We start from the raw sequence: 22,935 nt of genomic DNA on the forward strand, positions 1-22,935 counted from the left end.
ATGTAAATAAATGATTTGCGTAAGGGGGTGGTTTAAGTTACCTTGAATATGAACAGGAGACGAACCAATGGAATTAGTCAAATTTGAAAAACATGCCAATGTTGGGATTCTAACAATTGCAAGACCAGAAGCTTTAAATGCATTGAACCAAGAAACCTTATATGCCATTCTTCATGTTTTACATGAGGAAGCTTCTCCCGAAAATATTCGGGCCCTGATTTTAACGGGCGAAGGAGACAAAGCTTTTATAGCAGGAGCTGATATCAAAGAAATGCTGCCCATGGATCATCTGGGAATGAAAGCTTTTTGTGAACTAGGGCAAAGTGTGGCTTTGATGCTTGAGCAAGCTCCTTATTTAACTTTAGCCGCTGTGAATGGTTATGCATTGGGTGGAGGGTTAGAAATGGCACTCGCCTGTGATTTTATTTATGCGAGTGAAAATGCAAAACTTGGATTACCGGAAGTCTCTCTAGGAATTATCCCAGGATTTGGAGGAACACAAAGATTGTCACGTGCAGTTGGAACCCGACGAGCCAAGGAACTCATTCTATCAGGAAAAATGATTAATGCTACTGTCGCCCACCAAATCGGTTTAGTCAATCATGTTGTCGAAAAAGAGAAACTACTTTCAGAGTGTTTATTAACAGCTCAGACGGTTGCGTCACAGCCCCCTTTTGCGGTTATGCAAGCGAAAGCGGCGATTAATTGTGGCAGCTCCATGGGATTGCTCGAGGCCTTAGAACTAGAAAAAAACATGTGTGCAGTAGCTTTTGCGACACCAGAAAGAAAAGAAAAAATGAGTGCTTTTGTGAACAAAAAGAAATAAGTGGGGAGTATGCATTTAGAAGAAAAATTGCAGAATGTTTCTGTCGTAGGTGCTGTAGGTAAAATGGGGCGGGGGATTGCGCTCGTGCTTGCACAAGAAATGGCGATGCTCAAGTTGAAAAAAAACCAGCATTATCAACTTCGTTTAATCGATAGCAATGCAAATGGATTTGTGGAATTGCGTCATTATTTGAAACATCATCTCAAAAAATTTGCAGAAAGCCACATCATTTCTTTACGGGATAGTTACAAAGATAATACGCATTTAGTCAGCAATCATCAAATCATCGACGCTTTCGTTGATGAAGCCTTGGATCTGTTGAGTTTTGAAACAGAGGTGAATAAAGTCCAGGGATCGACTCTAATATTTGAAGCCATTTTTGAGAATGAACATGCCAAAATAGAATTGTTGAAGCGTTTAAAGCACAAAGGAGAACCCGAAACTCTTTTTTTAACCAACACATCCTCTATTCCCATCTCTTATCTCGCAGAAAAATCGGGTTTGGAAGGAAAATTAATTGGCTTTCACTTCTATAACCCTCCTGCAGTCCAAAAGCTGGTCGAAATTATTATCCCATCTTCCGTATCGGTAGAGGATCGTACTCTTGCTCACACATTAATTGAAAGATTAAAAAAAATAGGGATCCCTTCGCATGATGTCGCAGGATTTATTGGAAATGGACATTTTATTCGAGAATTGCATTTTGCCAGTCAGTTGATTGAAGAATGGTCTCAAGAAATGCCTCAGGTTGAAGCCATCTATCTGTTGGATACCCTTACACAAGCCTACTTACTTAGACCCATGGGCATTTTTCAACTTGTCGATTATGTGGGAATTGATATTTGTCATCAAATTGCAACCATCATGGAAAAGCATTTGAAAGAGTCTTTGCATGTTCCTCTGCTTAAACAAATGATCGGATTAGGATTAAAAGGAGGGCAAGGCCCGGATGGTACACAAAAGAATGGTTTTTTCTCATACGATGGAATGCAAAGGAAAAGCATTTATGCAGGAAAAGAGAAAAAGTATGTCAATGTGCAGGAGATATCTGCAAAATGCGCAGCTAAAATGGGAGGACCATTTAGCGAGCAACTCACATGGAAGTCTTTGCAAAAAGATCCTAAAAGGCACAAAAAAATCGTCGATTATTTTTATAAATTATTTCTTTCTGAAACATGGGGAGCAGAGCAAGCGAAGCGCTTTTTAAAACACTCTCAAAAGATTGCCAATGGTTTGGTAGAGAGGGGGGTGGCAAATAAAATCGAAGATGTCACGCAAGTTTTAGAGCTTGGTTTTTTTCACTTGTATGGAGTTTCAGACATTTCGATTACTCAGAAACATTAAGGAAGCCTCATGAGTACTTTTAGAAAAAAAATATTCGCTGCTGCCGGATACAACACCGTGTATTTTGGTTCTGGACGAAAAGAATTTAATCCTGAAAAAGAGATGCGTCCATTCGATGAATATTTAAAAGAAACGGGCGATGGAACATGCTCACAAGTGCCAAATCCGGTCTTTGATGAAGGAGTGATCGGAAGCTTTATGTCGGGTAGATTTTTAAATCAGGCGAATCTTCCTGGGTTCCTTCCTTTCATGATTTCAAGTTTAAGAGGAAAGCCTTGTACTGGCGTTGAGGGGGCATGCGGCACAGGTGGGCGAGCAATTGCTGCTGCAACGCGAAGCGTCCTTTCCGATTTAGCTGAAACAGTCTTTGTGGCAGGTTTTGAAACTCAAAATACGATGAAAGCAGTTTATGGAGCAGATGTGCTAGCGGGGGCTGCTTTTTATCGCAAAGATCGTAAATCTGGTCATGCCTTTTTCTTCCCGGGCGTTTTTTCCGATCGAGCGGGGGCTTATTATCAAAAGTATGGATATGAGCAAGCGCGTAAGGGAATGGCGAAGTGGTATGAAATGTCCATTTTAAATGCGCGACATAATCCCAAAGCTCAGGAATATCAAAATAGTTCGCCTGATTTGTTGGCTTTAGGTATGACCCCACCTAATCCTTTACGCTTTGTTCCACACCTCAATTTTTATGACTGCTCAAAAGTTACTGACGGAGCTTCTTCCCTTGTAATTCTATCTGAAGAGGGATTACAACAGTGTGGAATAGCCAAAGAGGATGCTGTAGAAATTGTGGCGATTGGGGCTGCAGAAGAAGACATTACACAACCTCCTTGTGATTTAACTGTTTTGACGACCACACAAATGGCTGTCCAAAAAGCTTTGGAGCAGGCTGAAATTCGATTAGAGGAGATCGGAGTATTAGAAATTCACGATTGTTTTTCTATTACGGCTCTTCTCGCATTCGAAGCTTTAGGATTGGTTCCACAAGGAAAAGCGTCTGAGTTTATTTTGGATGGGCATACAGCCCCAGACGGTAAAATTCCTACAAACCTTTCTGGAGGGTTGAGTGGTTTTGGACATCCAACAGGTGCGACAGGGGTGAGACAATTAGTTGATCTACTCCATCAACTAACGCAAAAAGCGGCTTTTCAAATTCAGCCTAAATCCCCTTATGGCATGCTAATTAGCATGGGAGGAAATGATAAAACCGTGACATGCGTCATTGTCAAAAGCACACGTTAAAGCGAGGGAAAGATGGAGTTTGGTTACACAGCCGAGCAAATAGCCTTGAAAATGGAATGTCAAAAGTTTGCCAAAGAAGAAATTGCTGAAAATGTGCGTCTTCTAGAAGAGGATCTTTTTGTTAGGCAAAGGCTTTTTGAAAAAATGGGACAAAAAGGTTTTTTTACACTAGGGCTTATGCTCGCAGAAAAAAAGCGGGATCCTTTTCGGTTAGCCATTGCGTTAAAAGAGATCTCGAAGGTGGATGCAGGGATTGGTGTGACAATGGCTGTGACCAATATGGTTGCGGAAGCCATCGAGCGGTATGGATCCAAACAGCAACAAGCCAAGTATCTCTCGGCCATTAAGCAAGGCGAAAGCGTGCCAGCTTCTTTTGCTTTAACGGAAGAACAGGCAGGAAGCGATCCTAAAAATATCCAAACGCGAGCAGAAGTCGATCTGAACAATTCCGATTACTTTTGGATTAACGGAAGCAAACGTTTAATCACAAATGGAGATCTATCCGGAGTTCTCATTGTTTTTGCTAAAACAACAGAGGGAATCAGTGCTTTTTTAATAGAGCGAGGAACACCCGGGATGGAAGTTTCTAAAACAGAACAAAAGCTAGGCTTGTTAACCGCCAACTTAGTAGGTCTCTCTTTTGACAAATGTTGGGTCCACAGAAACCAGCTTTTAGGAAAATTGGGTGAAGGCTTGAAAATTGCCTTGGGGAGTTTGGACAGTGGGAGGATCGGCGTTGCGGCACAGGCCATTGGGATAGCAGAAGCATCCTATGAAGCAGCTCTTCATTATAGTCAGGTGCGGGAGCAATTTGGGAAAAAGATCTGTGAGAATCAGGCGATTGCTTTCGAGCTAGCCGACATGCATGTTAAACTCAGTGCGGCTAAATTGTTATTGAGCAAAGCCTGCTGGCAAAGGGTACAGGGCATTTCCTACACACTCGCTGCCTCTGAAGCTAAATTATACGCTTCGGAAATTGCCAATGAAATTGCTTCTGAGGCTATGCAAATTTTTGGAGGATATGGCTATATCAAAGATTATCCTTTAGAAAGATATTTTCGCGATGCACGTGCGACGACATTGTATGAGGGGACAAGTGAAATTCAACGGTTGGTAATTTCAAGGTCTATTTTAAAGGAAGCTTTAATCGATCAATAAGGGCTGGAGATCATGCTTTACTGAGGTCGGTGATTGCACTCTGCGCAACGCTTTTTCCAAAACCAATTGTCATGCCCACATACTAAACAAGCCCATTCTTTTGGGCTTTGAATAGAATTAATCTCTTCGGGGCAAAAATAAAACCCTTCTTCATCGTGATTCAGCTGATTAATCGGTAAGATCGATCCTTCAACCGAGATAAATAAACCATTTTTTTCAAAGATTACTTGATCAGGGTCAACGTAAATTTTATCCTCTGCACAAATGAAATGTGCCAGCATGTTAAACAAGATAAAGAGCAACCCAAACTTTTTCATAAAACCTCTGGCAATCTGATTATATATCTTAATATTTGCTTTTTAATTTAGTAAAAATGTCTTTTTTCCTTCAATCGAATTGCAACAAAATTTCCTGACGGAGTTTGCTTTTTAACCTTTTTTCCTTTTATAATCGGGATTTAATGTTTCAAAAAGGATGTTTTTCTATGCTCGATATCAAGCTTATTCGTCAAAATCCAGAAGCTATAAAAGCGAAAGTTAAAACAAAAGAGCCATCTTCTGAGAGTGTAATCGACGCCATTTTAGTTTTAGATCGTCAGTCACGTGAAATTAAAACAAAAGTTGAGCAGTTAAAATCCGAAAGAAACGTCTTGTCCGATCAAATTGGGGCTTTAAAACGACGTGGGGAAGATGCAAGTGCTCTTTTAGAAAAAGTTTCGAGTTTTGGCGATGAAATTCACAGCTTAGATCATGCGTTAGCCCCTTTGGAAGAAGAGCTCATCCAATTGCTTTCGACAATTCCAAATTTGCCGATGGATGATATTCCTGTTTCCGACTCTCCAAAAGACAATGTGATGATTAAGGAATTCAAACAAAGACCCGTCTTTGATTTTCCTTTTAAAAACCATGTAGAGCTAAACGAGCGGTTGGAATTATTTGATTTTAAACGTGGTGCCAAAATTTCCGGAACAGGCTGGCCTGTTTACAGAGGAATGGGAGCTCGTTTGGAATGGGCTTTATTGAACTACATGATCGAAATTCATATCAAGAATGGCTTTGAGCAATGGATTCCGCCTATTTTGGTTAGAAAAGAGATTTTATTTGGCTCTGGCCAACTTCCTAAATTTGAAAATCAGCAATTCAAAATTAATGATCCTGATTATCATTTATATTTGATTCCAACAGCTGAAGTCCCTTTAAACGGATTGCATTACGATGAAATTTTAGAAACGGATCACCTTCCCTTGAAGTATATTGCCTATACTCCATGTTTTAGACGAGAAGCAGGAGCGGCAGGTTCGCAAGAGAGAGGTCTTATCCGCATGCACCAATTCAATAAAGTGGAAATGTTTTGCTTTAGCAAGCCTGAAGAAAGCATGAAGCTTTTTGATCAAATGATGGCGAGTGCGGAGGAGATTTTGCAGGGATTAGATCTGCATTATCGCAATATGCTTTTAGTCACAGGGGATATGTCTTTTGCTTCTGCTCGCACGGTGGATATTGAGGTGTGGTTGCCAGGACAAGATCGTTATTATGAAGTGTCCTCTGTTTCAAATTGCACGGATTACCAATCCAGACGTTCGCAGATTCGTTTCAGAAAGAAAGGGGAAAAACCCGAATTGGTGCATACATTAAATGGATCAGGTCTTGCGACTTCCCGTTTAATGGTCGCTCTGTTAGAAAATAATCAACAGCCTGATGGATCTGTTTTAATTCCTCCTGTACTTCAAAAGTATTTGGGTGGTATTAACCGAATTACACCGACTGCTTAAGGATAATTCTCGAACAGCCTCACAAAGAAGGATAAAAAATGATCCCTGAAGAAATTCAAGATTTAGTTGTTTTTTTAAAGGAGTCACCGACTGCGTGGCATGCTGTTCGAGAACTACAAGAAAGATTATTAAAAGCAGATTTTATCTTCTTACCGCAAGCCGAGCGTTGGGATATTAAACCGGGAAAACGCTATTTTACCATAAAAAATGGTTCTTCTTTATGTGCATTTGTGGCGCCTTTGAATCCTCCTAATCTTGTTCGCTTAGCTGCTTCACATACCGATAGCCCAGCCTTAAAACTGAAACCCTATTCAGAATTTTACCGAGATTCAATGGTGTTATTTGGTGTCGAGGTTTATGGGGGACCACTTTTATCTTCTTGGCTCAATCGCGATTTGGGAATTGCTGGACGTGTGATTATTCAAGAACCCGATGGCTCGATTGTTGAAAAGCTTGTCTGTCTGGATGCATACCCCGTGGTGATTCCGCAATTAGCTATTCATTTGGATCCTCAGGTCAATGAGAATGGACTGATTTTAAATAAGCAAAATCATCTCTCCGCTTTAGCCGCGTTAGAGATGCCCTCGGATGCGAAAGGGTATTTGAATTGGCTTTTAAAGCATGAAATAGGACCTCATTCTATCTTGGGAGCAGATCTATTTCTATTCCCTTTAGAAGAACCCTCCTTTATCGGATATGCCAAAGAAATGTTAGCCGCATATCGGATCGATAGCCTAACAAGTGTTCATGCCATTTGGAGCGCCTTAGAGCAAACCCTTCAGCCGGAAAATACGCATCTTAAGATGATGGTTGTTTGGGATAATGAAGAGGTGGGCTCAAGTACGGCACAAGGTGCAGAATCCCCCTTTTTATCTCACACTTTAGAAAGGATTTTGCTAGGATATGGGCAAACGAGAGAAGATTATTTACGTCTGCTGGCGAATTCCATTTGCGTTTCGGTTGACTTAGCGCATGCGGTCCATCCTAACTATATGGAAAGGCATGATCCTTTGCATCAACCGATGCTTGGACAAGGGATTGTTTTGAAATCCAATGCAAAACAACGTTATGCTTCCGATGCGTGGACGAACGCATTAATCACGCATTTATGCCAGAAAGAAAAGATTCCATTGCAACATTTTGTTTCTCGCGGAGATATGTCTTGCGGATCTACCATTGGGCCTATTCATGCAGCTTCTACGGGCATGCCCACAGTTGATATTGGATGTCCACAGCTTTCCATGCATGCAGCAAGAGAGTTGATGGCAACGGCGGACCAACTATCCATGTGCCGTTTATTAGAAGCGTTTTTTAGATATTAAAGAAAAGGCCCTCTAAAACGAGAGCCTTTACATTCAAACATGTTCTTTACTAAGGCGATCTGCATAGGGTGTGGTTGTCAAAAGATCTTGAAAAACAGATTGAGGTTCTAGGAGTTTATCTGTACTCGGATCTGTATCCATATATTCTCCGATAGCTTCTAATACACGACTTCTTTCTGCGGGATCACTTAGGTTATCGAGTTGTGTTTGAATGGCTTTAATTAATTTTGCTCGGACATCTGTGTCTGGAAATACGATATCTCCCAGATTTCGATCCCCACGAATCATGGAAAGGAACTCTTGCGAAGTATTTTTTCCTGCTTCTATTTTGTAGTGGGTTGCTAAGGCCGACGAAAGCAAGACCGCTTTTAAGATACTGGCAAGCTCATCTTTCCGGGCATCTGTCAGTGTATCGGCACCATTAAGTTTATCGACAAGAGAGCCTCGTACAAATTGACTAAAGCTTGGACTCGCGACGAGCTTTAACATTTGTTCGGAATATTTTTGAGCAAAATCTAAATTCAGAGGTTTGCTGCCACCACCACCTGCATTATCCGATATCGTATTAAGTGTTGCGCGATACATGACGCCTGCAGCAAATAACCCTCCAATCAATCCTAATTCTGCGGCCATATTAGAGGGAACAAGAGGCGAAACATACTGCCATTGATCTTGGATTGGGTTATAAGAAATAGGATCTGTTGTCAGTTCAGGCGTCACTGGAGTTGCCAGAAGACTTGCTCCAAGAATGGCACTTGATGCAACAAAGGCTCCAGAAAGCGCCTGTTCAGAGTCTACACTTGGAGAGCTTGCCATATAGTTATCTAATCCATTAATGACGCCTACTTTTAAAGCTTGATCGCGGTTAAAAGCGGCCTCAGGAGCTTGCAATTGAGCAGGAGACATCTGGCTTAATACCCACATTTGATATTCTGGTGTAGCCATAACAGCCAATTGCGTTTGTTCTTCAGTCGAGCGTTGAATGGCGGCATGGTAATCCGCTGACTGCAGTTTTATCCATTCTTGATAAGCAGGGGAATTAATTTTATCATTGTATTCCTTTTCGAGTTTTTTTTGGTTTTCAATCCAGCTATCTAGCATATTTGTAATAATTTCATGATTTTTTTGTTCAATTTGCATTGCGACTTGAATCGCTAAATCACTTGGATTATTAGAAATCTTTAATGCACTGTTTGAACTATAAAATTCAGCAAAATTATTTAGATTAACAATAGGCGGAACCAAAACGGGATTGGCAGAGTCTATTAAAGTTTGTTCTTTTGTTCCCTGACTAGGTTGAATCGTATCGATTGCTTGAGTCGCGGGAGCAGATGTTGTCGAGGAAACTGGACCAACTTGTGTGGTGGATTGGGTTGGTACACCCTGATAAACTTGATTTGGATCTTGGTCATTAACATTAACGTTCAGCATATATCCATCCAATTCATTAAGTTGATAAATGACTCATTATCAAGGAAGATGTTTAGAAAAAAAGCATTTTTTATCGAGACAATTCACCTTCCATTAACTTTATTTTATCATAAAATAATTTAAATTTCATCAGGAAATAAATTTCTTAATTTGTTTAAATTAAGCCCTTTGAAAATTTTGATTGCAGTTAGATCACAATAGAAAATATACTCTTCATAAAACATGGCTTAAAGGATTATAAAATGAAGTTCTGCACATCCCATTATCAAACTATCCGCCGAAAGACACGCGAAGTACTAATTGGCAATATCGGTGTGGGAGGAAATCATCCAATTCGGATCCAATCGATGACAACCTCAAGTACACGTAATGTTGAGGCAACAGTGGACCAAATTATACGATTAGCAGATGCTGGATGCGAAATTGTAAGAATGACTGTGCAGGGAATGAAAGAGGCGGAAGCTTGTGAGCACATTAAAAATGATTTAGTCAAAAAGGGATATTTGATTCCTCTGGTAGCAGATATTCATTTTTATCCTCCCGCAGCCATGGGTGTGGCAGACTTTGTCGATAAAATCCGTATTAATCCCGGCAATTATGTCGATAAACGGGCTAATTTTAAAGTTATTGAATACGATGATGCCACCTATGCTGCTGAGATAGAAAAGATTGAGGAAAAATTTACCCCTCTAGTTGAAAAATGTAAACGCCTTAAAAAAGCGATTCGTATTGGCACGAATCACGGCTCCTTGTCAGATCGGATTATGAACCGTTACGGAGACACACCATTTGGAATGGTCGAATCCGCCCTGGAATTTACGCGGATTTGCCGAAAAAATGACTTTCATGACCTCATATTTTCCATGAAAGCCTCAAATCCATTGATAATGATTCAAGCATATAGATTACTCGTTGCAGAAATGGAAAAATTGGGCTGGGATTACCCTCTCCATTTGGGTGTGACTGAAGCAGGAGAGGGGGAAGATGGAAGAATTAAATCTGCTATGGGAATTGGCGCGCTTCTTCTCGATGGGATAGGGGATACGATTCGCGTTTCATTGACGGAAGATCCTTGGAATGAAGTGGATCCTTGTCAAAGATTAGTGCATTTAGCTCAAAATTGCCAAGGGCAGGGCGTCGCCCCTTTTCAAGAATCTCATCGCTCCATTACAGAAGTAAAAAAACGTGAGATCACTTTTCCTCCACATGTTGCTATGCATCGAAATGGAACAGTCATGGTCAGTGTGACCTCAGAAATGTTGAAAAAAACTGATTTTTATCAATCATTGGGATGTGAAAATCAGCTTGGAACGATCAAAATCAAAACATCTACCCCTGATATGATTGTGATCAATCACCCGGAAAGAGATGAAAAAGTTTTGCAAATGCTCAACCGAATGGTAAAAAGTGGAATTGGGCTGGCTTCTCCTTATCCATTAACGCAAGCACTTGTTATTCAGTCTTTACAAGAAGCGATGACTTCCTATCAGAAACAGCAGCAAACGGCTCGATTTGCAGTAGGATTGCCGGCTCGTCCACAGCCTTTAGCGATCGATATAGATACGGATTCTGAAGAAGAATGGAAATGGCTGCATGATTTAAAGCCTGAAGTGATTATTTTTTCCCCAAAAGAGCATCGGTTACATGCTTCTCGTCGGTTTTTTGAATGGATTCAGAATGCTAAAATTTCAACACCTGTGATGCTTCATTTTACTTATGTATCCAACAAAGAAGATTTAATTATTCAAGCTGCTGCAGAATTTGGAGCTTTATTATGTGACGGGCTAGGGGAAGGAATTTGGATTGAAGCACCGCATGAATTGGATTTTCTACGGCAGTTAAGTTTTAATATTTTGCAAGCTGCACGTATGCGCATTTCCAAAACGGACTTTATTTCTTGTCCAAGTTGTGGACGCACGCTATTTGATTTGCAGGATGTTTCAAGGAATATTCGTAATCGCACGGCGCACTTACCGGGGGTCAAAATTGCAATTATGGGTTGCATTGTTAATGGGCCAGGTGAAATGGCTGATGCAGACTTTGGTTATGTGGGTTCAAAGCCAGGGATGATCGATCTCTACTTGGGTAAGCAATGTGTCGAAAAAGACATCCCTTTTTCAGAGGCTGTTGATCGGCTTGTTGAATTAATCAAGCGACATGGCCGATGGGTTGAACCTGATGAAATCGAAGCCGTTATCTGCCAATCAGAATAAAAATTCCCGCAGCAAGGGCTAAAATTCCTGTGATAATTCCTGGGATAGCAAGCCCCGCTACAGAACTTAACCCTATTAAAATTAAATAAATGGCTAAAAGAATGAATCCAATGTTGTTAATGATATGCATAAAATCCTCCGTGGGTTTTAACAAATCAGTATTGGATTATTCTTTTATTGTCAATTTTTTAGTTTAAGGTTTCTTCTGTTGCTGAAACCGCTTCTTCTATTTCGCTTGTCGCCTCTTCAAAGGGCTTCAATAAAAGGTCTAATTCGTGAAAATAGAATTCCCTTTCTGTCGGAGAATTTATCCAAATTAATTCGAAAATGTTTTCTAACATATCTTTAGAAGTTGGAGAAAGCGTGGTTAATTTCTCGTCAGGAGATAAGAGAAATTTCTCGATTATGAGGACAACCTCATTTTTGCACGCATTTTGATATTCAATGAGCTGTTGAATTGAGGGCGAAACACTTAAAGATAGCTTTGGAGTAATTTTTTTGATTTCACTGTGAAGTTCTTCCAAATTAGCTGCGCTTCGAATTTTCTCAATTGCGCTGTCAAATTCTGCTTGAGACAACTGATTTTCTTTTGAACGTTCCTTTAGAATACTTTCTACTAGCGGCATCAAGCCTACAACTTGGACGTATTCGACTACTTCTTTTAAAGGTACGCTTCGATATTCTTCGCTGAGTTTGAAGAAGTTTTCTCCAAAAATATTTTTCTGTTCTTCCGAAATTTCATGGTGCTCCTTAAGCAACTCTTGAAATTGCGTGTGAAAATCGTTCACCGTTCCATTGTGTTCTTTTGCGATTAAATCTTCCATGCGGGTGTGAATAGGTGTAAGGGCACTTTTGCGATCGTTAAAAAGTTTATCGAGTTGTAAATAAAGAGGATTGGAATATAAATGAGAGGGCGTTTCTTCGGCAATTTCTTCCGCCGAGGATAAATCTTCATGCTCTTCTATTGTTTTATCCGAGCTTTCATTAACCACTTGTGAATAATCACCATTTTCCTTTGGACTGATTTCTTCACTCATGAGCATGTGGTTATTGATGATATTACCCTGAGAATTAATCTTTAAATATCCAATTAAGAAACGTGTTTTCGGAACAAAAATAGAAAGGGCTTTTTCAGCTTGAAGAGCTCCGTCAATGCCTTTTGTCGTATAAAGAACAAGATTCGGAAGTTTTTTAAGCATATCGACATCTTGCTGCAAAGTGCTGACTTGTTGATCATTTGATGGACTTTCCAGTAAGGCAATGGCCTTATCAATAATGGTTTCCCCTAGCAGATGATAACGAGGGGCATTATAGATGTAATTTTCTGCTCCAGGTCGTACAACAGAAAGGGCTTTAGGGGGCGTGAATTCACGAATTTTTTTGCTTAATTTTAAAGAAGCCAGAGGAATAAGTTTTCCTTCTTTGACCGCATTCGAAATCTCATTTGGATTTAGCTCGTCCAAAGAGTTGATATTGACGAGAAGGCGATTTAAATTTTTCAAATCTGTAGTTTTTCTCATCTCCATGGAGGCAGAATCCAAAATAATAGCAGCGCGTGGAAGTAACCACTGCCAGGTGCTTGGAGCGGGTTGTGCAATAATTAAAAAATGACTTAAATCGCCACTTGTATATATCCGTAAGAGATAAGGGCAATTATTAAATTTGCCTTGTGCATCCACATCAATCAGAGGACGAGAATTAGGAGGGAGAATAGAGGCTAAACTTGTTTTGAGGAATTCAGGTTGTGACCAATTGCTTTTTTGAGGCTTTAAATGGGACACTTGTGCATAAGTAAGAGCCATCCCCGCATCTGCTACGGCTTCTGCTGCCTTAATTTCATCGCGATCACTCTCGCTACTAATTTTCAAATAAGCAGTTCCAACTAATAGCGTAATAAATGCAACGATGATGGTTCCTAAACTTAACATAAATCCCCAGCTTCGCTGAGAAGGCGGATTTTTGCCTTCACTATTTCTGACAGGGCGTTCATGCAGGGCATATTGATGGTTTAGGCCACTCTCTTGTTCCTGCGGTGTGTGGAGATCGCTTGCAGAATCTTCGTCTTCAATGACAGAATTTCCAAGCGAGATTTCTTTGGACTGTTCAGGTTGATTTTTTTCAATAGGGGGTGAACCTCTAGCCTCAACTTCTTGTACAAGAGCTGCAACATCAATTTCTTTCGTTTCTGGCTTTGAGAAAGGGACTAAAGCCAAATTTTCTTCACGGATAGGAGTCGGCTCCATTTTTTGTGGAGAAACCTCAACATCAATTTGGGTTTTGCCTATAAATAAAACGGCCTTGTCCTTCAGTCCTTTTTTTCTAAAAGGGAAATCATTCAATGCAACAAAAGGATCGTTGGCATGATTGAAAATATAAAAGCGGCCATTTTGTTCATAAATTTCAACATGGCAAGGGTGCAAGGACTCTTCTGGAAGAGAAATATCAGTTTCTTCTCCTTCCAGCCCTATTTTAACAGAGGGCTTATCGAAGACAAATTCCTCTATGTGGTTATTTTTACAATGTACGGCAAGTTTGATCATCTTGAGTCCTTGCTTGTCTTGGAATCAAGACATTCCCTAGCGTTGTCTTTTTTTCCGTCGCTGATTTTCTAGCATATCTGCGTGCAGCCGTCAATAGAAGACTCACGGGATCCGCAAAAAATGTGAGAAAGGCTTGAATAAAAATGAACGAGAAGATTAAAAAGTGACATTTGTTGTGTTTTTTGTAACCAAAATATTTTTGAATTTAAAATGGAAAGGATTTTACTCTTTAAAAATTTAAAGTATTATGTTAAAGTTTTTCTTTTTCGTCTCGCATCAAAGCGACAGAAATAAAGGAAAAGTTGAGCGAAAGCTCGATAGATGTTGTAAAAAGGAGATGCGCGTGGCCTCTATATTAAATTTACTAAAACCTGCGCCTTATATTGAGCCGATTCAAGATTCTCAAGAAGTTGAAAAATCATACAATTATTGGAGAATTCGGATTCTGTACTCAATGTTTGTTGGGTATGCACTCTATTATTTCACTCGAAAAAGCTTCACCTTTGCCATGCCTGATTTGGCTCAAGAATTGCATTTTGATAAAACGCAATTAGGGATCCTGGGGAGCATTTTTTCTATCACCTATGGAATAAGCAAATTTGCAAGTGGGATATTATCTGACCGTTCCAATCCTAGATATTTTATGGCGCTTGGATTAATGATGACCGGTGTGGTCAATATCTTGTTCGGTTTTTCCTCTTCGATTTTTCTTTTCTCTATTTTTTGGGGATTAAATGGGTGGTTTCAAGGCTTTGGCTGGCCCCCATGTGCGCGCTTTTTAACGCATTGGTATTCTCATTCTGAAAGAGGATCTTGGTGGTCCACATGCAGTGTTTCCCATAATGTGGGTGCATTTTTAATTCCGTGGATTGTGGGGGCTTGCCTACATTTCTTGGGTTGGAGATATGCGATGTACGTTCCCGGTATCATCTGCATTCTAGGGGGAGTTTTTCTGATCAATCGTTTACGCGATACACCCCAATCTTTAGGGCTTCCTGCGATTGAGGATTTTAGAAAAGATTACTCTGGTTTTGGTGCTAATGAAGACAAGCAAAAACTTTCAACGAAAGAAATCTTGGTCGAGTATGTTTTGAAAAATTGGTACATGTGGATGCTTGGTTTCGCTTATTTTTTTGTATATGTTGTGCGAACCGGGGTAAACGACTGGACGGTCTTGTATCTTCTAGATGAAAAGGGATATAGCCGTATGGGTGCAAATGCCTGCATCTCTCTCTTTGAAGTGGGTGGCTTTGTGGGAAGCTTATGTGCAGGGTGGAGTTCCGATCGGATTTTCGGGGCTAGACGCGGTCCTGTAAATGTTTTGTTTGCAGGAGGTATGATGTTGTCTGTATTGGCATTTTGGCTTGTTCCTGAAGGATTTGTGATTTTAGATGCCCTTTCGATTTTCATGCTAGGCTTTACCATTTTTGGACCTCAAATGCTCATCGGTGTTGCAGCTGCGGAATTGTCACATAAAGAGGCGGCTGCCACATCCACAGGATTTGTGGGATTTTGCGCTTATATGGGAGCGGCTTGTGCAGGATATCCAATGGGAAAAATTACAGATGAAATGGGTTGGGAAGGTTATTTCATTTCCATGATGATCTGTTGTGGGATCTCGATGCTTGCTCTTGTTCCTCTCTGGAATGCGACGAAGAATCCTCGCCTTGCTAGAGCAGAAACAAAGTTGGCCTAAACTTAAAAAAGCAAGCCCTACCACGGCTTGCTTTTTGATTAATGCTTCCTTTTTGTATTCCGCTTCTTTCTTGCTTGATCAAGAGCTTGCCCAGCCTTCTTTGCAAAGTCTTTAACAGCAATATCTGGAAAATCAATTGCCAGGACTGTGGTTAGCGCCCCACTTAAGTCTCTTAGTGCGTTTCTCCTTGCTTGATTTGAATCTTTCCTAAAAGCATATTGATAATCAGAGCAGAGCTTTTCGGCACATTTCGCAAAATAAGCTTCTATAGCGCATTCTTGTACAAAAGCACGTTTGCCCACAAGGTTGATGCCCTTCGAATCTTGCAGCTTTTGAATAATTGCATCGACTAATGAACCCCGTTTGTTATCTTCATTTGCAGAGGCGATGTCTTCCAAAAGATGGGGATTAAGAAATGATTCGACTTCTTCTTTCTCCATTTTTCGGAGTTGCTTATCTGAAACATCTGTTCTTCCGCTAGAAACTGGAGCGCCCGTTTTTTTAGATGATTGTGTCTTTTCTGATTTATTCGATACCTTTTTTAGAAAAGTGATTAAATCTTTTTATGAAATTGCCGATTCTTTTTTTTTAAGATGCAAATCTTTGTTCAAACGATTTTGAAGCTTTAAAGGGCTTTCTTTCAATTTGAGCAGATGTCTTTCCCGCTTCTTTTTTTAGTAAGGCGATAGCTTCTTTATTCACAGAAACAGAAGTTCGTAATTTCTTATTTGCTTCCGTCGAACTTTCGCTGGCTTTTTCCCCCAGCTTTGAATAGCTTTTACCACTACGGATCACCTTCTCTTGGGGTGAGCTTACAGAGGGTGGTGAAGGAGGAACTTCATGTTATCCACTTTGTCGCAATGGTTGCATAGGGGAGCCCATAATTATTATTAAGTGTTGGTTTTTATTATATTATGCAATTAATTATTTATGTTGGTCAAATTGTGGAATTGACCTGCTTATTTTTATTAAAAATATAATCCTTATACAAGGATAATTGTAGTCGATGATTGTTTATTATAGAAATATTTATTGACGGAATCGGGAGATAAAACCTAACATTCAAAATCGCTTTTTGGTATTCTTTTTTCGTCATCAAATGAAGTTTAAAGGTTTTTTATGTGGGTCCCATTACACGTTCATTCACAATACTCGATTTTGGATGCATCGGCTTCTATCAATCTAATTGCTGAAAAAGCGGCTGAATTTAAAATGCCGGCAGTTGCCCTAACAGATCACGGGAATATGTATGGTGCTGTTGAATTTTTTAAAGCATGTCAGGGTGCGCAAGTTAAGCCTATTCTAGGGTGTGAGGTGTACGTTGCTCCAGAATCACGGCTCGATCGTAAGAAAATAGGAAACCGTTCTGATTTTCATTTGACTCTTCTTGCAAAAAACATGGAGGGGTATAAAAACCTTTGCAAACTTTCTTCTATTGGATTTTTGGAGGGTTTTTATTACCACCCGCGAATCGACCATGAAGTTTTAGAGAAATATAAAGAGGGGCTAATCTGTCTGTCAGGATGTTTAAGTAGTCGGCTATCAAGTGAAATTCTGCAGGGAACTCCTGAGAGCATCCGAAAGCATCTAGCTTGGTACAAGGATTTATTTGGCGAAGACTATTATTTAGAAGTTCAAAGACATACGATGTCTGAAGAAAATATTCAAAGAGATGGCCTTTATCAAGAGACATGGTTGCTTCAAAACTATCAAGAATACATTGAGAAACAGACCAAGGTGACGCAAGCTCTAGTTGAACTTTCTCAAGAGTTTGGTATTCCGTTAGTTGCGACAAACGACAGCCACTATATCGAACGCGAAGATTGGCGAGAGCATGAGATTTTATTGAATGTGCAATCGGGCGAACCTTGTGAAATCTTAGAAAAAGATGCGATGGGGAATCCTAAATTTCGGCAGCTGAACCCCAAGCGACGTGTTTATTCTTCTCATGAATGTTATTTTAAATCACCCACGCAAATGCAAGAAGTTTTTAAAGATCTTCCTCAGGCGCTTGCATCAACATTAGAAATCGCAGAAAAATGTCACGTTCAACTCGATTTTAAAACAAAACACTATCCTGTGTATGTCCCGCCCTTTTTGGAAGGACAAAGCTATACCAAGGAAGAGCGAGCGCAAGCTGTTGAAAAGTATCTTTGGGACCTATGCGAAGAAGGGATTAAGAAACGTTATGATGCGGATAAGCTTGCAAAGATCCAAGAGCTTTTCCCTGATAAAGATCCCACGCAAATTGTACGAGAGCGATTGGAATATGAAATGGGAATCATCGTTCCAAAAGAAATGAGCGATTACTTGCTGATCGTATGGGATTTTATCAATTGGGCAAAAAGAAATCAGATCCCTGTGGGACCAGGACGTGGTTCTGGAGCGGGATCAATCGTTTTATACCTAATCGGTGTGACCGATATTGAACCTTTGCGCTTTCATCTCTTCTTCGAACGTTTTATTAATCCTGAGCGTCTTTCTTATCCCGATATCGACGTAGATATTTGCATGGATCGGCGCGGAGATGTGATCCAATATACCTTGGAAAAATATGGAAAGGATAATGTTGCCCAGATCATTACGTTCGGTACAATGAAAGCGCGTATGGCCATTAAGGATGTCGGCCGTGTGCTAAGTGTGCCCCTCTCTAAGGTCAACGAGATTGCTAAACTTGTTCCAGAGGATTTAAACATTACTCTTGAAAAAGCGCTGGAAAAAGATCCTGATTTGCGTGCGATGTATGAAACAGATGAAGACGCTAAGCGCATTATTGACATTGGGAAAAAATTAGAAGGGTCTATCCGCAGTACAGGGATTCACGCAGCAGGGATCATTATTAGTGGGGCACCCTTATCTTCGATCATTCCCATTTGCAATGCGAAAGATTCAGACATGCCGGCAACCCAGTATTCTATGAAGCCTGTGGAAATGGTGGGCATGCTGAAAGTGGACTTTTTGGGGCTCAAAACTTTGACAGCGATTCAGCAATGTGTCGCATCAGTGAATGTTAGTACAGGGAAGCTAATCGACTGGGTGAACCTGCCGCTTGATGATGTGCGGACATTTGATTTGCTTAACCAAGGAAAAACGTTAGGTGTGTTCCAGCTTGAATCTGCCGGCATGCAAGATTTGGCTAGGCAGCTGCACTTAGACAAATTTGAAGAGATTATTGCGGTTGGTGCGCTTTATCGTCCGGGGCCAATGGATATGATTCCTTCCTTTATCAATCGTAAGCACGGACGCGAGCCTATTGAAAATGACCACCCTTGGATGAAAGACATCTTGGCTGAAACCTATGGAATTATGGTCTATCAAGAGCAGGTCATGCAAATTGCCAGTAAGCTTGCGCGCTATTCACTTGGTGAGGGTGATGTGCTTCGGCGAGCTATGGGGAAAAAAGACATGGCGCAAATGGCTCAACAGCGAGAAAAATTCCGTTTAGGAGCTCTTGAAAATGAGATTGAAGAAACTACTTCCATGCTCGTATTTGATAAAATGGAAAAATTTGCGGCCTATGGATTTAACAAGTCCCACGCGGCAGCTTACGGTTATCTTTCCTATGTGACAGCCTATTTAAAGGCGAATCATCCGAGAGAATGGATGGCTTCTTTAATGACGTGTGATAGTGATGACTTAAGCAAAGTGGCGAAGTTTATTCGAGAAGCCCAAACCATGGGAATTGCAATTCTTCCTCCAGATATTAACGAAGCAGGATCCACTTTTATTGCAACACCACAAGGGATCCGCTTTGCCATGAAGGGGATTAAAGGGGTCGGAGAAGGGGTCGTAGAGGCAATTGTGCAAGAACGTAACCGTAGCGGTCCTTTTACTCACTTCTATCAATTTTTTAAACGGATCGATTTAAAAAAAGTGGGAAAAAAGAGTATTGAAAACCTGGTGGATGCAGGGAGTTTCGATTTTACAGGATGGTCTCGAGATGCTTTACGTCAAAGTATTGATCCAATGTATGAAACAGCCTTGAAAGAGAAGCGGGAAGAGCAGTCAGGGGTTTTAACATTTTTTGACTTAATGGGAGCTACCTCAGAGGCTAAGTTTAGCTTTGCTCCAAACGTGCTGAATCCGACTTCAAAGCAGAACATCCTGTTGAAAGAGAAAGAATTGTTAGGTTTTTTTCTGACTGGGCATCCTTTAGACAGCTTTCAAGAATATATGCAGCGTTTATCCTGCGTGAATTTTTCCGCGATCGATATGCTAGGAAATGATGCTGTTTTTAGATCCGCTGTGATTATCGAATCTGTGCAGCTCCGTTTATCGGCTAAAACGCAAAAGAAGTTTGCGATTCTGCGGATAAGCGATGGCATTGAAAGTTATGAACTGCCCATTTGGCCGGATCTATACGAGCAAAAAGGGGAGCTTCTTAAAGAAAATCAGCCTTTATATGTCGTCTTGCAAATGGACAAAAAAGAAGAGGCGGTGCGGCTTTCTTGTCGTTGGCTAGATGATCTATCTAAAGTGGATGAAGCCATGATTGAAGCTTGTGATAAAGCCTACGATCGCGCAAAATTTCAGGCAACTAGAACATACCCTCAAAAAAGTACGCAAACTGCTGGTCAAGATAAAGGAGGCAGCATGACAAAAAATGTAGCGCCATCCAAACAGCCGGAGCCTGTTAAACCTCCAAAAGAAAGAAAATGTGTCGTCATCCTCGATATGGAAAAGGTGAGACATAGCCAAGTTCTGAAAATGAAAAAAATCTTTTCCGAACATCGGGGTGATATGCCTGTTGAACTCAATTTTATGATTGGAACACGTGAATTAGCCACATTGCATATCGATGTGTCTTCCGGAATTTTGTTTAATTTAAAATTAAAAGAAGAGCTTTTGCAGTTAGCTGCGATTAAAGATGTTCAAGGAGATTGACAGGAAGTTTTGACTAATTTAGACTTTAGTATTTATTTAATTGGGAAGTCATTAAGATGAAAATATTTAGATGTTTATTATGTGTATTGCTTTCAATAGCGGGAATTTCTAGCTTAGAAGCAGCCTATGTTTTTAAAGACGGACGTTTTGTTGATGCAAAAGAACTTGCGACACAGCCTATGCACGTGCATTACAACTTGGGTGTTGAAGCTTACAATGAAGAAAATTGGCATGAAGCTGTTAAACAATTTACAGTGGTTGTTTCAAACTTTTCTTCTTCTTCATGGGCACAAGAGGCTCTTTTCTTTTTAGGAATTGCAAATTTTCATCTTGATGAATTTGATTTTTCTAACCAATATTTTACTGAATACTTATCTGCTAAAGGATGCCCTGAGCACTTTGAAGAAGCCATTGAGTATAAGTTTGCGATTGCTGAGAAATTCCGTGAAGGAGCTCGAAGGCATCTTTTGGGAACCAAACGACTTCCTAAATGGGCATCTGGTGAATCTCTTGCTTTGCAAATTTACGATGAAGTGACAGCGGCAATGCCTTCCCAAGATATCGCGGCTAAAGCTCTTTACTGTAAAGGCTTATACTTATGGGAGCTCAAAGATTTTCGTGAAAGCGTGGATAGTTTTTACCTTTTAATTCGTCGTTTTCCCAAGCACGAACTTGCTCCAGAAAGTTATGTTGCTATTTCGAGAGTTTACCTGGAACAAAGCGCAGTAGAACTTCAAAATCCTGATATTTTGGCATTTGCCGATGTAAATAAGCGTAAATTTGAAAGGGATTTTCCTGGGGAAGAGCGCTTGCTTGAAGTGGAAGCTAATGTGCTAAAAATTAAAGAAATCTACGCACACGGCTTATTTGAAACAGGGTCTTTCTACGAAAGAAAAGGGCATCCAAAAGCGGCGATTATCTATTACCAAAATACAATTGCAAAGTTTCCTGGCACAGAAATTGCTGAAAGATGCCGTAAACGACTTTTTGTTTTGGGAGCTTGTCCAGAGCTCACAGCAGCTTCGGGTAAGCAAGATGACACAAAAGAGTCTTAAACTATTTTGCTGGGTCTTCCTGCTCATCTTGATGACAGGCTGTGGTTATCGCATAGCAGCGGGGCCCTGCAGTTCAATGAAAACAATTTCTGTCCCTTATGTACAAGGGGATAAGGATGGGGCTTTAACATCTGCGATTGTACGTGAACTATGCAATAGTGATTGCTACCAATACGTCACAAATCAAGGCGATTTATCTCTCATAGTTAAAATTGTAGATTTACGTGATGAAAATATAGGATTCCGTTATTATCGAAAACAACGAGGAAAGCTCACAAATTCGGTGATTCCGACGGAGACTCGTTTATGGGCAAAAGTGGAGATTGCTTTACTGGATAATGACACAGGAAATTATATTTTAGGCCCTGCTCTAATTGAAACGAATGCAGACTTCGATCATGACTACTACTTAAATCTTCACGGCATTAATATTTTTTCCCTCGGCCAGTTGAGTGATGTTGACTCAGCTCGAGATGCTGTATGGGAACCTTTAAACAAAGCCATAAGTCAAAAGATTGTAGATTATGTCAGCAATAGCTGGTAGCAGAGACAATAATATTGCTAAAACTTTTCCCGCTGAATTGGATCAGCTCTATAACATGCTGCGTTTTGTTAAAGAAAACGCATTCGCATTTGGAGTGAATTCGGATGATGCAATTAAAGTTGAATTGGCCATGGAAGAGGCTTTAGTCAATATCATTACCTATGGTTACCCTGAAGATCAAAAAGGGACCATTGAAATTTTATGTGCACCTGTCAAAAAAACGGGCATGCAAATTCTCATCAAAGATCACGGAATTCCCTATAATCCTTTAGCAAATGCAAATAAGTTATTGACCAACACTCCCAGCGGGGGGCAAATCTTGGGCGGATACGGCATTTATTTCATTTTGAAAATCATGGATGAAGTCAATTATCATAGAGAAAGGGATTGCAACTGTCTAACTCTTATTAAATATACGACCTAGGTTGCTTCTGAAGAAGGAGGCGTATCTGTCTCTTGTATCGCTTTAATAAAATCTTCATTTTCTTGGATTTCATGTAAAAATTTTTCAAGAATTCTAAGAACAAGACGGGAAGTATTATAGACTCCCGATGCTAGAAATCCGAGTTCAAGCGTCAGAGATTCCGGATAATTAAGCGCAATCAAAGTCAGTGTTTTGGTCGTGTTTTCAAACTTTTCAGGGATGATCCAAACAACAAAATGCTCATTGATAAGAGTGATTTTATCTTGAGATTCTACAACGTGAAAATAGCGAGTTAAAGCTGCTGGATTTTTTTCCTCGAAAAAGGAATCCAAAAGATCAAACTCAGTCAGTAGAAAAAGATCGACTGGAATAATTCCATCGGGAATCCAATGATTTAGATTCTCCGTGTATTTTTTAAAGTATTCATCTAACAGAGCTAGCTTATTCATATCTATCTCCATAATGCCTTTACCTAAATCAAA

19 protein-coding genes are annotated in these 22,935 nt (G+C 40.2%); 12 read left to right on the plus strand and 7 right to left on the minus strand.

Going from position 1 to position 22,935, the window contains the following annotated elements:
* Nucleotides 1–67: 67 nt before the first annotated feature.
* From AOM43_RS06940 to AOM43_RS06955, 4 genes are read left to right on the plus strand one after another with little or no spacing between them, the layout of a single operon-like run.
* Nucleotides 68–826, plus strand: coding sequence for an enoyl-CoA hydratase/isomerase family protein (locus AOM43_RS06940; protein WP_006342166.1), 759 nt, complete (start codon nt 68–70; stop codon nt 824–826).
* A 9-nt stretch (nt 827–835) separates the two neighbouring features.
* A complete protein-coding gene (locus AOM43_RS06945; protein WP_059359612.1) occupies nt 836–2,170 on the plus strand; it encodes a 3-hydroxyacyl-CoA dehydrogenase family protein in 1,335 nt (444 codons plus the stop codon).
* Between the two features lie 9 nt (nt 2,171–2,179).
* Nucleotides 2,180–3,415 (plus strand): thiolase C-terminal domain-containing protein, encoded by a 1,236-nt coding sequence (locus tag AOM43_RS06950; protein WP_006342164.1) that lies wholly within the window; start codon nt 2,180–2,182, stop codon nt 3,413–3,415.
* A 12-nt stretch (nt 3,416–3,427) separates the two neighbouring features.
* Complete coding sequence (locus AOM43_RS06955; RefSeq protein WP_059359614.1) at nt 3,428–4,573, plus strand: acyl-CoA dehydrogenase family protein; 1,146 nt, start codon at nt 3,428–3,430, stop codon at nt 4,571–4,573.
* Between the two features lie 17 nt (nt 4,574–4,590).
* Here the strand turns inward: AOM43_RS06955 and AOM43_RS06960 are convergent, their stop codons facing one another.
* Nucleotides 4,591–4,890 carry a hypothetical protein gene (locus AOM43_RS06960; protein WP_059359616.1) on the minus strand — a complete coding sequence of 100 codons (300 nt, stop codon included), beginning with the start codon at nt 4,888–4,890 and terminating at the stop codon, nt 4,591–4,593.
* Between the two features lie 167 nt (nt 4,891–5,057).
* Between AOM43_RS06960 and serS the strand changes: the two genes are divergently transcribed.
* Both serS and AOM43_RS06970 read left to right on the plus strand, forming a co-directional pair.
* A complete protein-coding gene (gene serS / locus AOM43_RS06965) occupies nt 5,058–6,344 on the plus strand; it encodes a serine--tRNA ligase (RefSeq protein ID WP_059359618.1) in 1,287 nt (428 codons plus the stop codon).
* A 38-nt stretch (nt 6,345–6,382) separates the two neighbouring features.
* A complete protein-coding gene (locus AOM43_RS06970; RefSeq protein WP_006342160.1) occupies nt 6,383–7,666 on the plus strand; it encodes a M18 family aminopeptidase in 1,284 nt (427 codons plus the stop codon).
* Nucleotides 7,667–7,699: 33 nt separating this feature from the next.
* On the opposite strand, the gene AOM43_RS06975 is transcribed toward AOM43_RS06970, so the two are convergent.
* Nucleotides 7,700–9,097 (minus strand): hypothetical protein, encoded by a 1,398-nt coding sequence (locus AOM43_RS06975; protein ID WP_013925439.1) that lies wholly within the window; start codon nt 9,095–9,097, stop codon nt 7,700–7,702.
* A gap of 242 nt (nt 9,098–9,339) precedes the next feature.
* Here AOM43_RS06975 and ispG point away from each other — a divergent pair, with 242 nt between their 5' ends.
* The gene (gene ispG / locus AOM43_RS06980) at nt 9,340–11,310 is read left to right on the plus strand and encodes a (E)-4-hydroxy-3-methylbut-2-enyl-diphosphate synthase (RefSeq protein WP_059359621.1); all 1,971 of its coding nucleotides are present in this window, start codon (nt 9,340–9,342) and stop codon (nt 11,308–11,310) included.
* Here ispG and AOM43_RS13530 read toward each other — a convergent pair.
* Together AOM43_RS13530 and AOM43_RS06985 are read right to left on the minus strand one after the other, a co-directional pair.
* Nucleotides 11,291–11,440 (minus strand): hypothetical protein, encoded by a 150-nt coding sequence (locus tag AOM43_RS13530; protein ID WP_006342157.1) that lies wholly within the window; start codon nt 11,438–11,440, stop codon nt 11,291–11,293. The two genes, ispG and AOM43_RS13530, sit on opposite strands and share 20 nt — an antisense overlap.
* Before the next feature lie 58 nt (nt 11,441–11,498).
* Nucleotides 11,499–13,850: an FHA domain-containing protein gene (locus AOM43_RS06985; RefSeq protein WP_059359624.1), complete on the minus strand. Its 2,352-nt coding sequence runs from the start codon at nt 13,848–13,850 to the stop codon at nt 11,499–11,501.
* Between the two features lie 337 nt (nt 13,851–14,187).
* Here AOM43_RS06985 and uhpC point away from each other — a divergent pair, with 337 nt between their 5' ends.
* Entirely contained in the window at nt 14,188–15,546 is a 1,359-nt protein-coding gene (uhpC, locus tag AOM43_RS06990) for an MFS transporter family glucose-6-phosphate receptor UhpC (protein ID WP_036746488.1), read from the plus strand.
* Between the two features lie 38 nt (nt 15,547–15,584).
* Here uhpC and AOM43_RS06995 read toward each other — a convergent pair whose 3' ends face one another.
* Both AOM43_RS06995 and AOM43_RS07000 read right to left on the minus strand, forming a co-directional pair.
* The gene (locus AOM43_RS06995; RefSeq protein ID WP_059359626.1) at nt 15,585–15,986 is read right to left on the minus strand and encodes a hypothetical protein; all 402 of its coding nucleotides are present in this window, start codon (nt 15,984–15,986) and stop codon (nt 15,585–15,587) included.
* Between the two features lie 148 nt (nt 15,987–16,134).
* On the minus strand, nt 16,135–16,341 hold the full coding sequence (locus AOM43_RS07000; protein WP_013925434.1) for a hypothetical protein: 207 nt from the start codon (nt 16,339–16,341) through the stop codon (nt 16,135–16,137).
* A gap of 324 nt (nt 16,342–16,665) precedes the next feature.
* Here AOM43_RS07000 and dnaE point away from each other — a divergent pair, with 324 nt between their 5' ends.
* The 4 genes from dnaE to AOM43_RS07020 all read left to right on the plus strand — a co-directional run bounded on the left by dnaE (nt 16,666) and on the right by AOM43_RS07020 (nt 22,453).
* Nucleotides 16,666–20,430 carry a DNA polymerase III subunit alpha gene (dnaE, locus tag AOM43_RS07005; RefSeq protein ID WP_013925433.1) on the plus strand — a complete coding sequence of 1,255 codons (3,765 nt, stop codon included), beginning with the start codon at nt 16,666–16,668 and terminating at the stop codon, nt 20,428–20,430.
* A gap of 56 nt (nt 20,431–20,486) precedes the next feature.
* On the plus strand, nt 20,487–21,485 hold the full coding sequence (locus AOM43_RS07010) for an outer membrane protein assembly factor BamD (protein ID WP_013925432.1): 999 nt from the start codon (nt 20,487–20,489) through the stop codon (nt 21,483–21,485).
* A 76-nt stretch (nt 21,486–21,561) separates the two neighbouring features.
* On the plus strand, nt 21,562–22,029 hold the full coding sequence (locus AOM43_RS07015) for an LPS assembly lipoprotein LptE (RefSeq protein WP_226987438.1): 468 nt from the start codon (nt 21,562–21,564) through the stop codon (nt 22,027–22,029).
* Nucleotides 22,010–22,453, plus strand: coding sequence for an ATP-binding protein (locus tag AOM43_RS07020; RefSeq protein ID WP_006342149.1), 444 nt, complete (start codon nt 22,010–22,012; stop codon nt 22,451–22,453). The genes AOM43_RS07015 and AOM43_RS07020 overlap by 20 nt, the downstream gene beginning before the upstream one ends.
* Here the strand turns inward: AOM43_RS07020 and AOM43_RS07025 are convergent.
* Nucleotides 22,450–22,902 carry a hypothetical protein gene (locus AOM43_RS07025; RefSeq protein WP_013925430.1) on the minus strand — a complete coding sequence of 151 codons (453 nt, stop codon included), beginning with the start codon at nt 22,900–22,902 and terminating at the stop codon, nt 22,450–22,452. The genes AOM43_RS07020 and AOM43_RS07025 overlap by 4 nt on opposite strands.
* Nucleotides 22,903–22,935 lie beyond the last annotated feature (33 nt).

The organism is Parachlamydia acanthamoebae, assembly GCF_000875975.1.
Classification (GTDB): Bacteria; Chlamydiota; Chlamydiia; order Chlamydiales; family Parachlamydiaceae; genus Parachlamydia; species Parachlamydia acanthamoebae.

Bases quoted from the DNA above. Each gene is read 5' to 3' on its own strand.
- AOM43_RS06940 (WP_006342166.1), top strand. From the start codon at position 68: ATGGAATTAGTCAAATTTGAAAAACATGCCAATGTTGGGATTCTAACA.
- AOM43_RS06945 (WP_059359612.1), top strand. From the start codon at position 836: ATGCATTTAGAAGAAAAATTGCAGAATGTTTCTGTCGTAGGTGCTGTA.
- AOM43_RS06950 (WP_006342164.1), top strand. From the start codon at position 2,180: ATGAGTACTTTTAGAAAAAAAATATTCGCTGCTGCCGGATACAACACC.
- AOM43_RS06955 (WP_059359614.1), top strand. From the start codon at position 3,428: ATGGAGTTTGGTTACACAGCCGAGCAAATAGCCTTGAAAATGGAATGT.
- AOM43_RS06960 (WP_059359616.1), bottom strand. From the start codon at position 4,890: ATGAAAAAGTTTGGGTTGCTCTTTATCTTGTTTAACATGCTGGCACAT.
- serS (WP_059359618.1), top strand. From the start codon at position 5,058: ATGCTCGATATCAAGCTTATTCGTCAAAATCCAGAAGCTATAAAAGCG.
- AOM43_RS06970 (WP_006342160.1), top strand. From the start codon at position 6,383: ATGATCCCTGAAGAAATTCAAGATTTAGTTGTTTTTTTAAAGGAGTCA.
- AOM43_RS06975 (WP_013925439.1), bottom strand. From the start codon at position 9,097: ATGCTGAACGTTAATGTTAATGACCAAGATCCAAATCAAGTTTATCAG.
- ispG (WP_059359621.1), top strand. From the start codon at position 9,340: ATGAAGTTCTGCACATCCCATTATCAAACTATCCGCCGAAAGACACGC.
- AOM43_RS13530 (WP_006342157.1), bottom strand. From the start codon at position 11,440: ATGCATATCATTAACAACATTGGATTCATTCTTTTAGCCATTTATTTA.
- AOM43_RS06985 (WP_059359624.1), bottom strand. From the start codon at position 13,850: ATGATCAAACTTGCCGTACATTGTAAAAATAACCACATAGAGGAATTT.
- uhpC (WP_036746488.1), top strand. From the start codon at position 14,188: ATGCGCGTGGCCTCTATATTAAATTTACTAAAACCTGCGCCTTATATT.
- AOM43_RS06995 (WP_059359626.1), bottom strand. From the start codon at position 15,986: ATGGAGAAAGAAGAAGTCGAATCATTTCTTAATCCCCATCTTTTGGAA.
- dnaE (WP_013925433.1), top strand. From the start codon at position 16,666: ATGTGGGTCCCATTACACGTTCATTCACAATACTCGATTTTGGATGCA.
- AOM43_RS07010 (WP_013925432.1), top strand. From the start codon at position 20,487: ATGAAAATATTTAGATGTTTATTATGTGTATTGCTTTCAATAGCGGGA.
- AOM43_RS07015 (WP_226987438.1), top strand. From the start codon at position 21,562: ATGAAAACAATTTCTGTCCCTTATGTACAAGGGGATAAGGATGGGGCT.
- AOM43_RS07020 (WP_006342149.1), top strand. From the start codon at position 22,010: ATGTCAGCAATAGCTGGTAGCAGAGACAATAATATTGCTAAAACTTTT.
- AOM43_RS07025 (WP_013925430.1), bottom strand. From the start codon at position 22,902: ATGAATAAGCTAGCTCTGTTAGATGAATACTTTAAAAAATACACGGAG.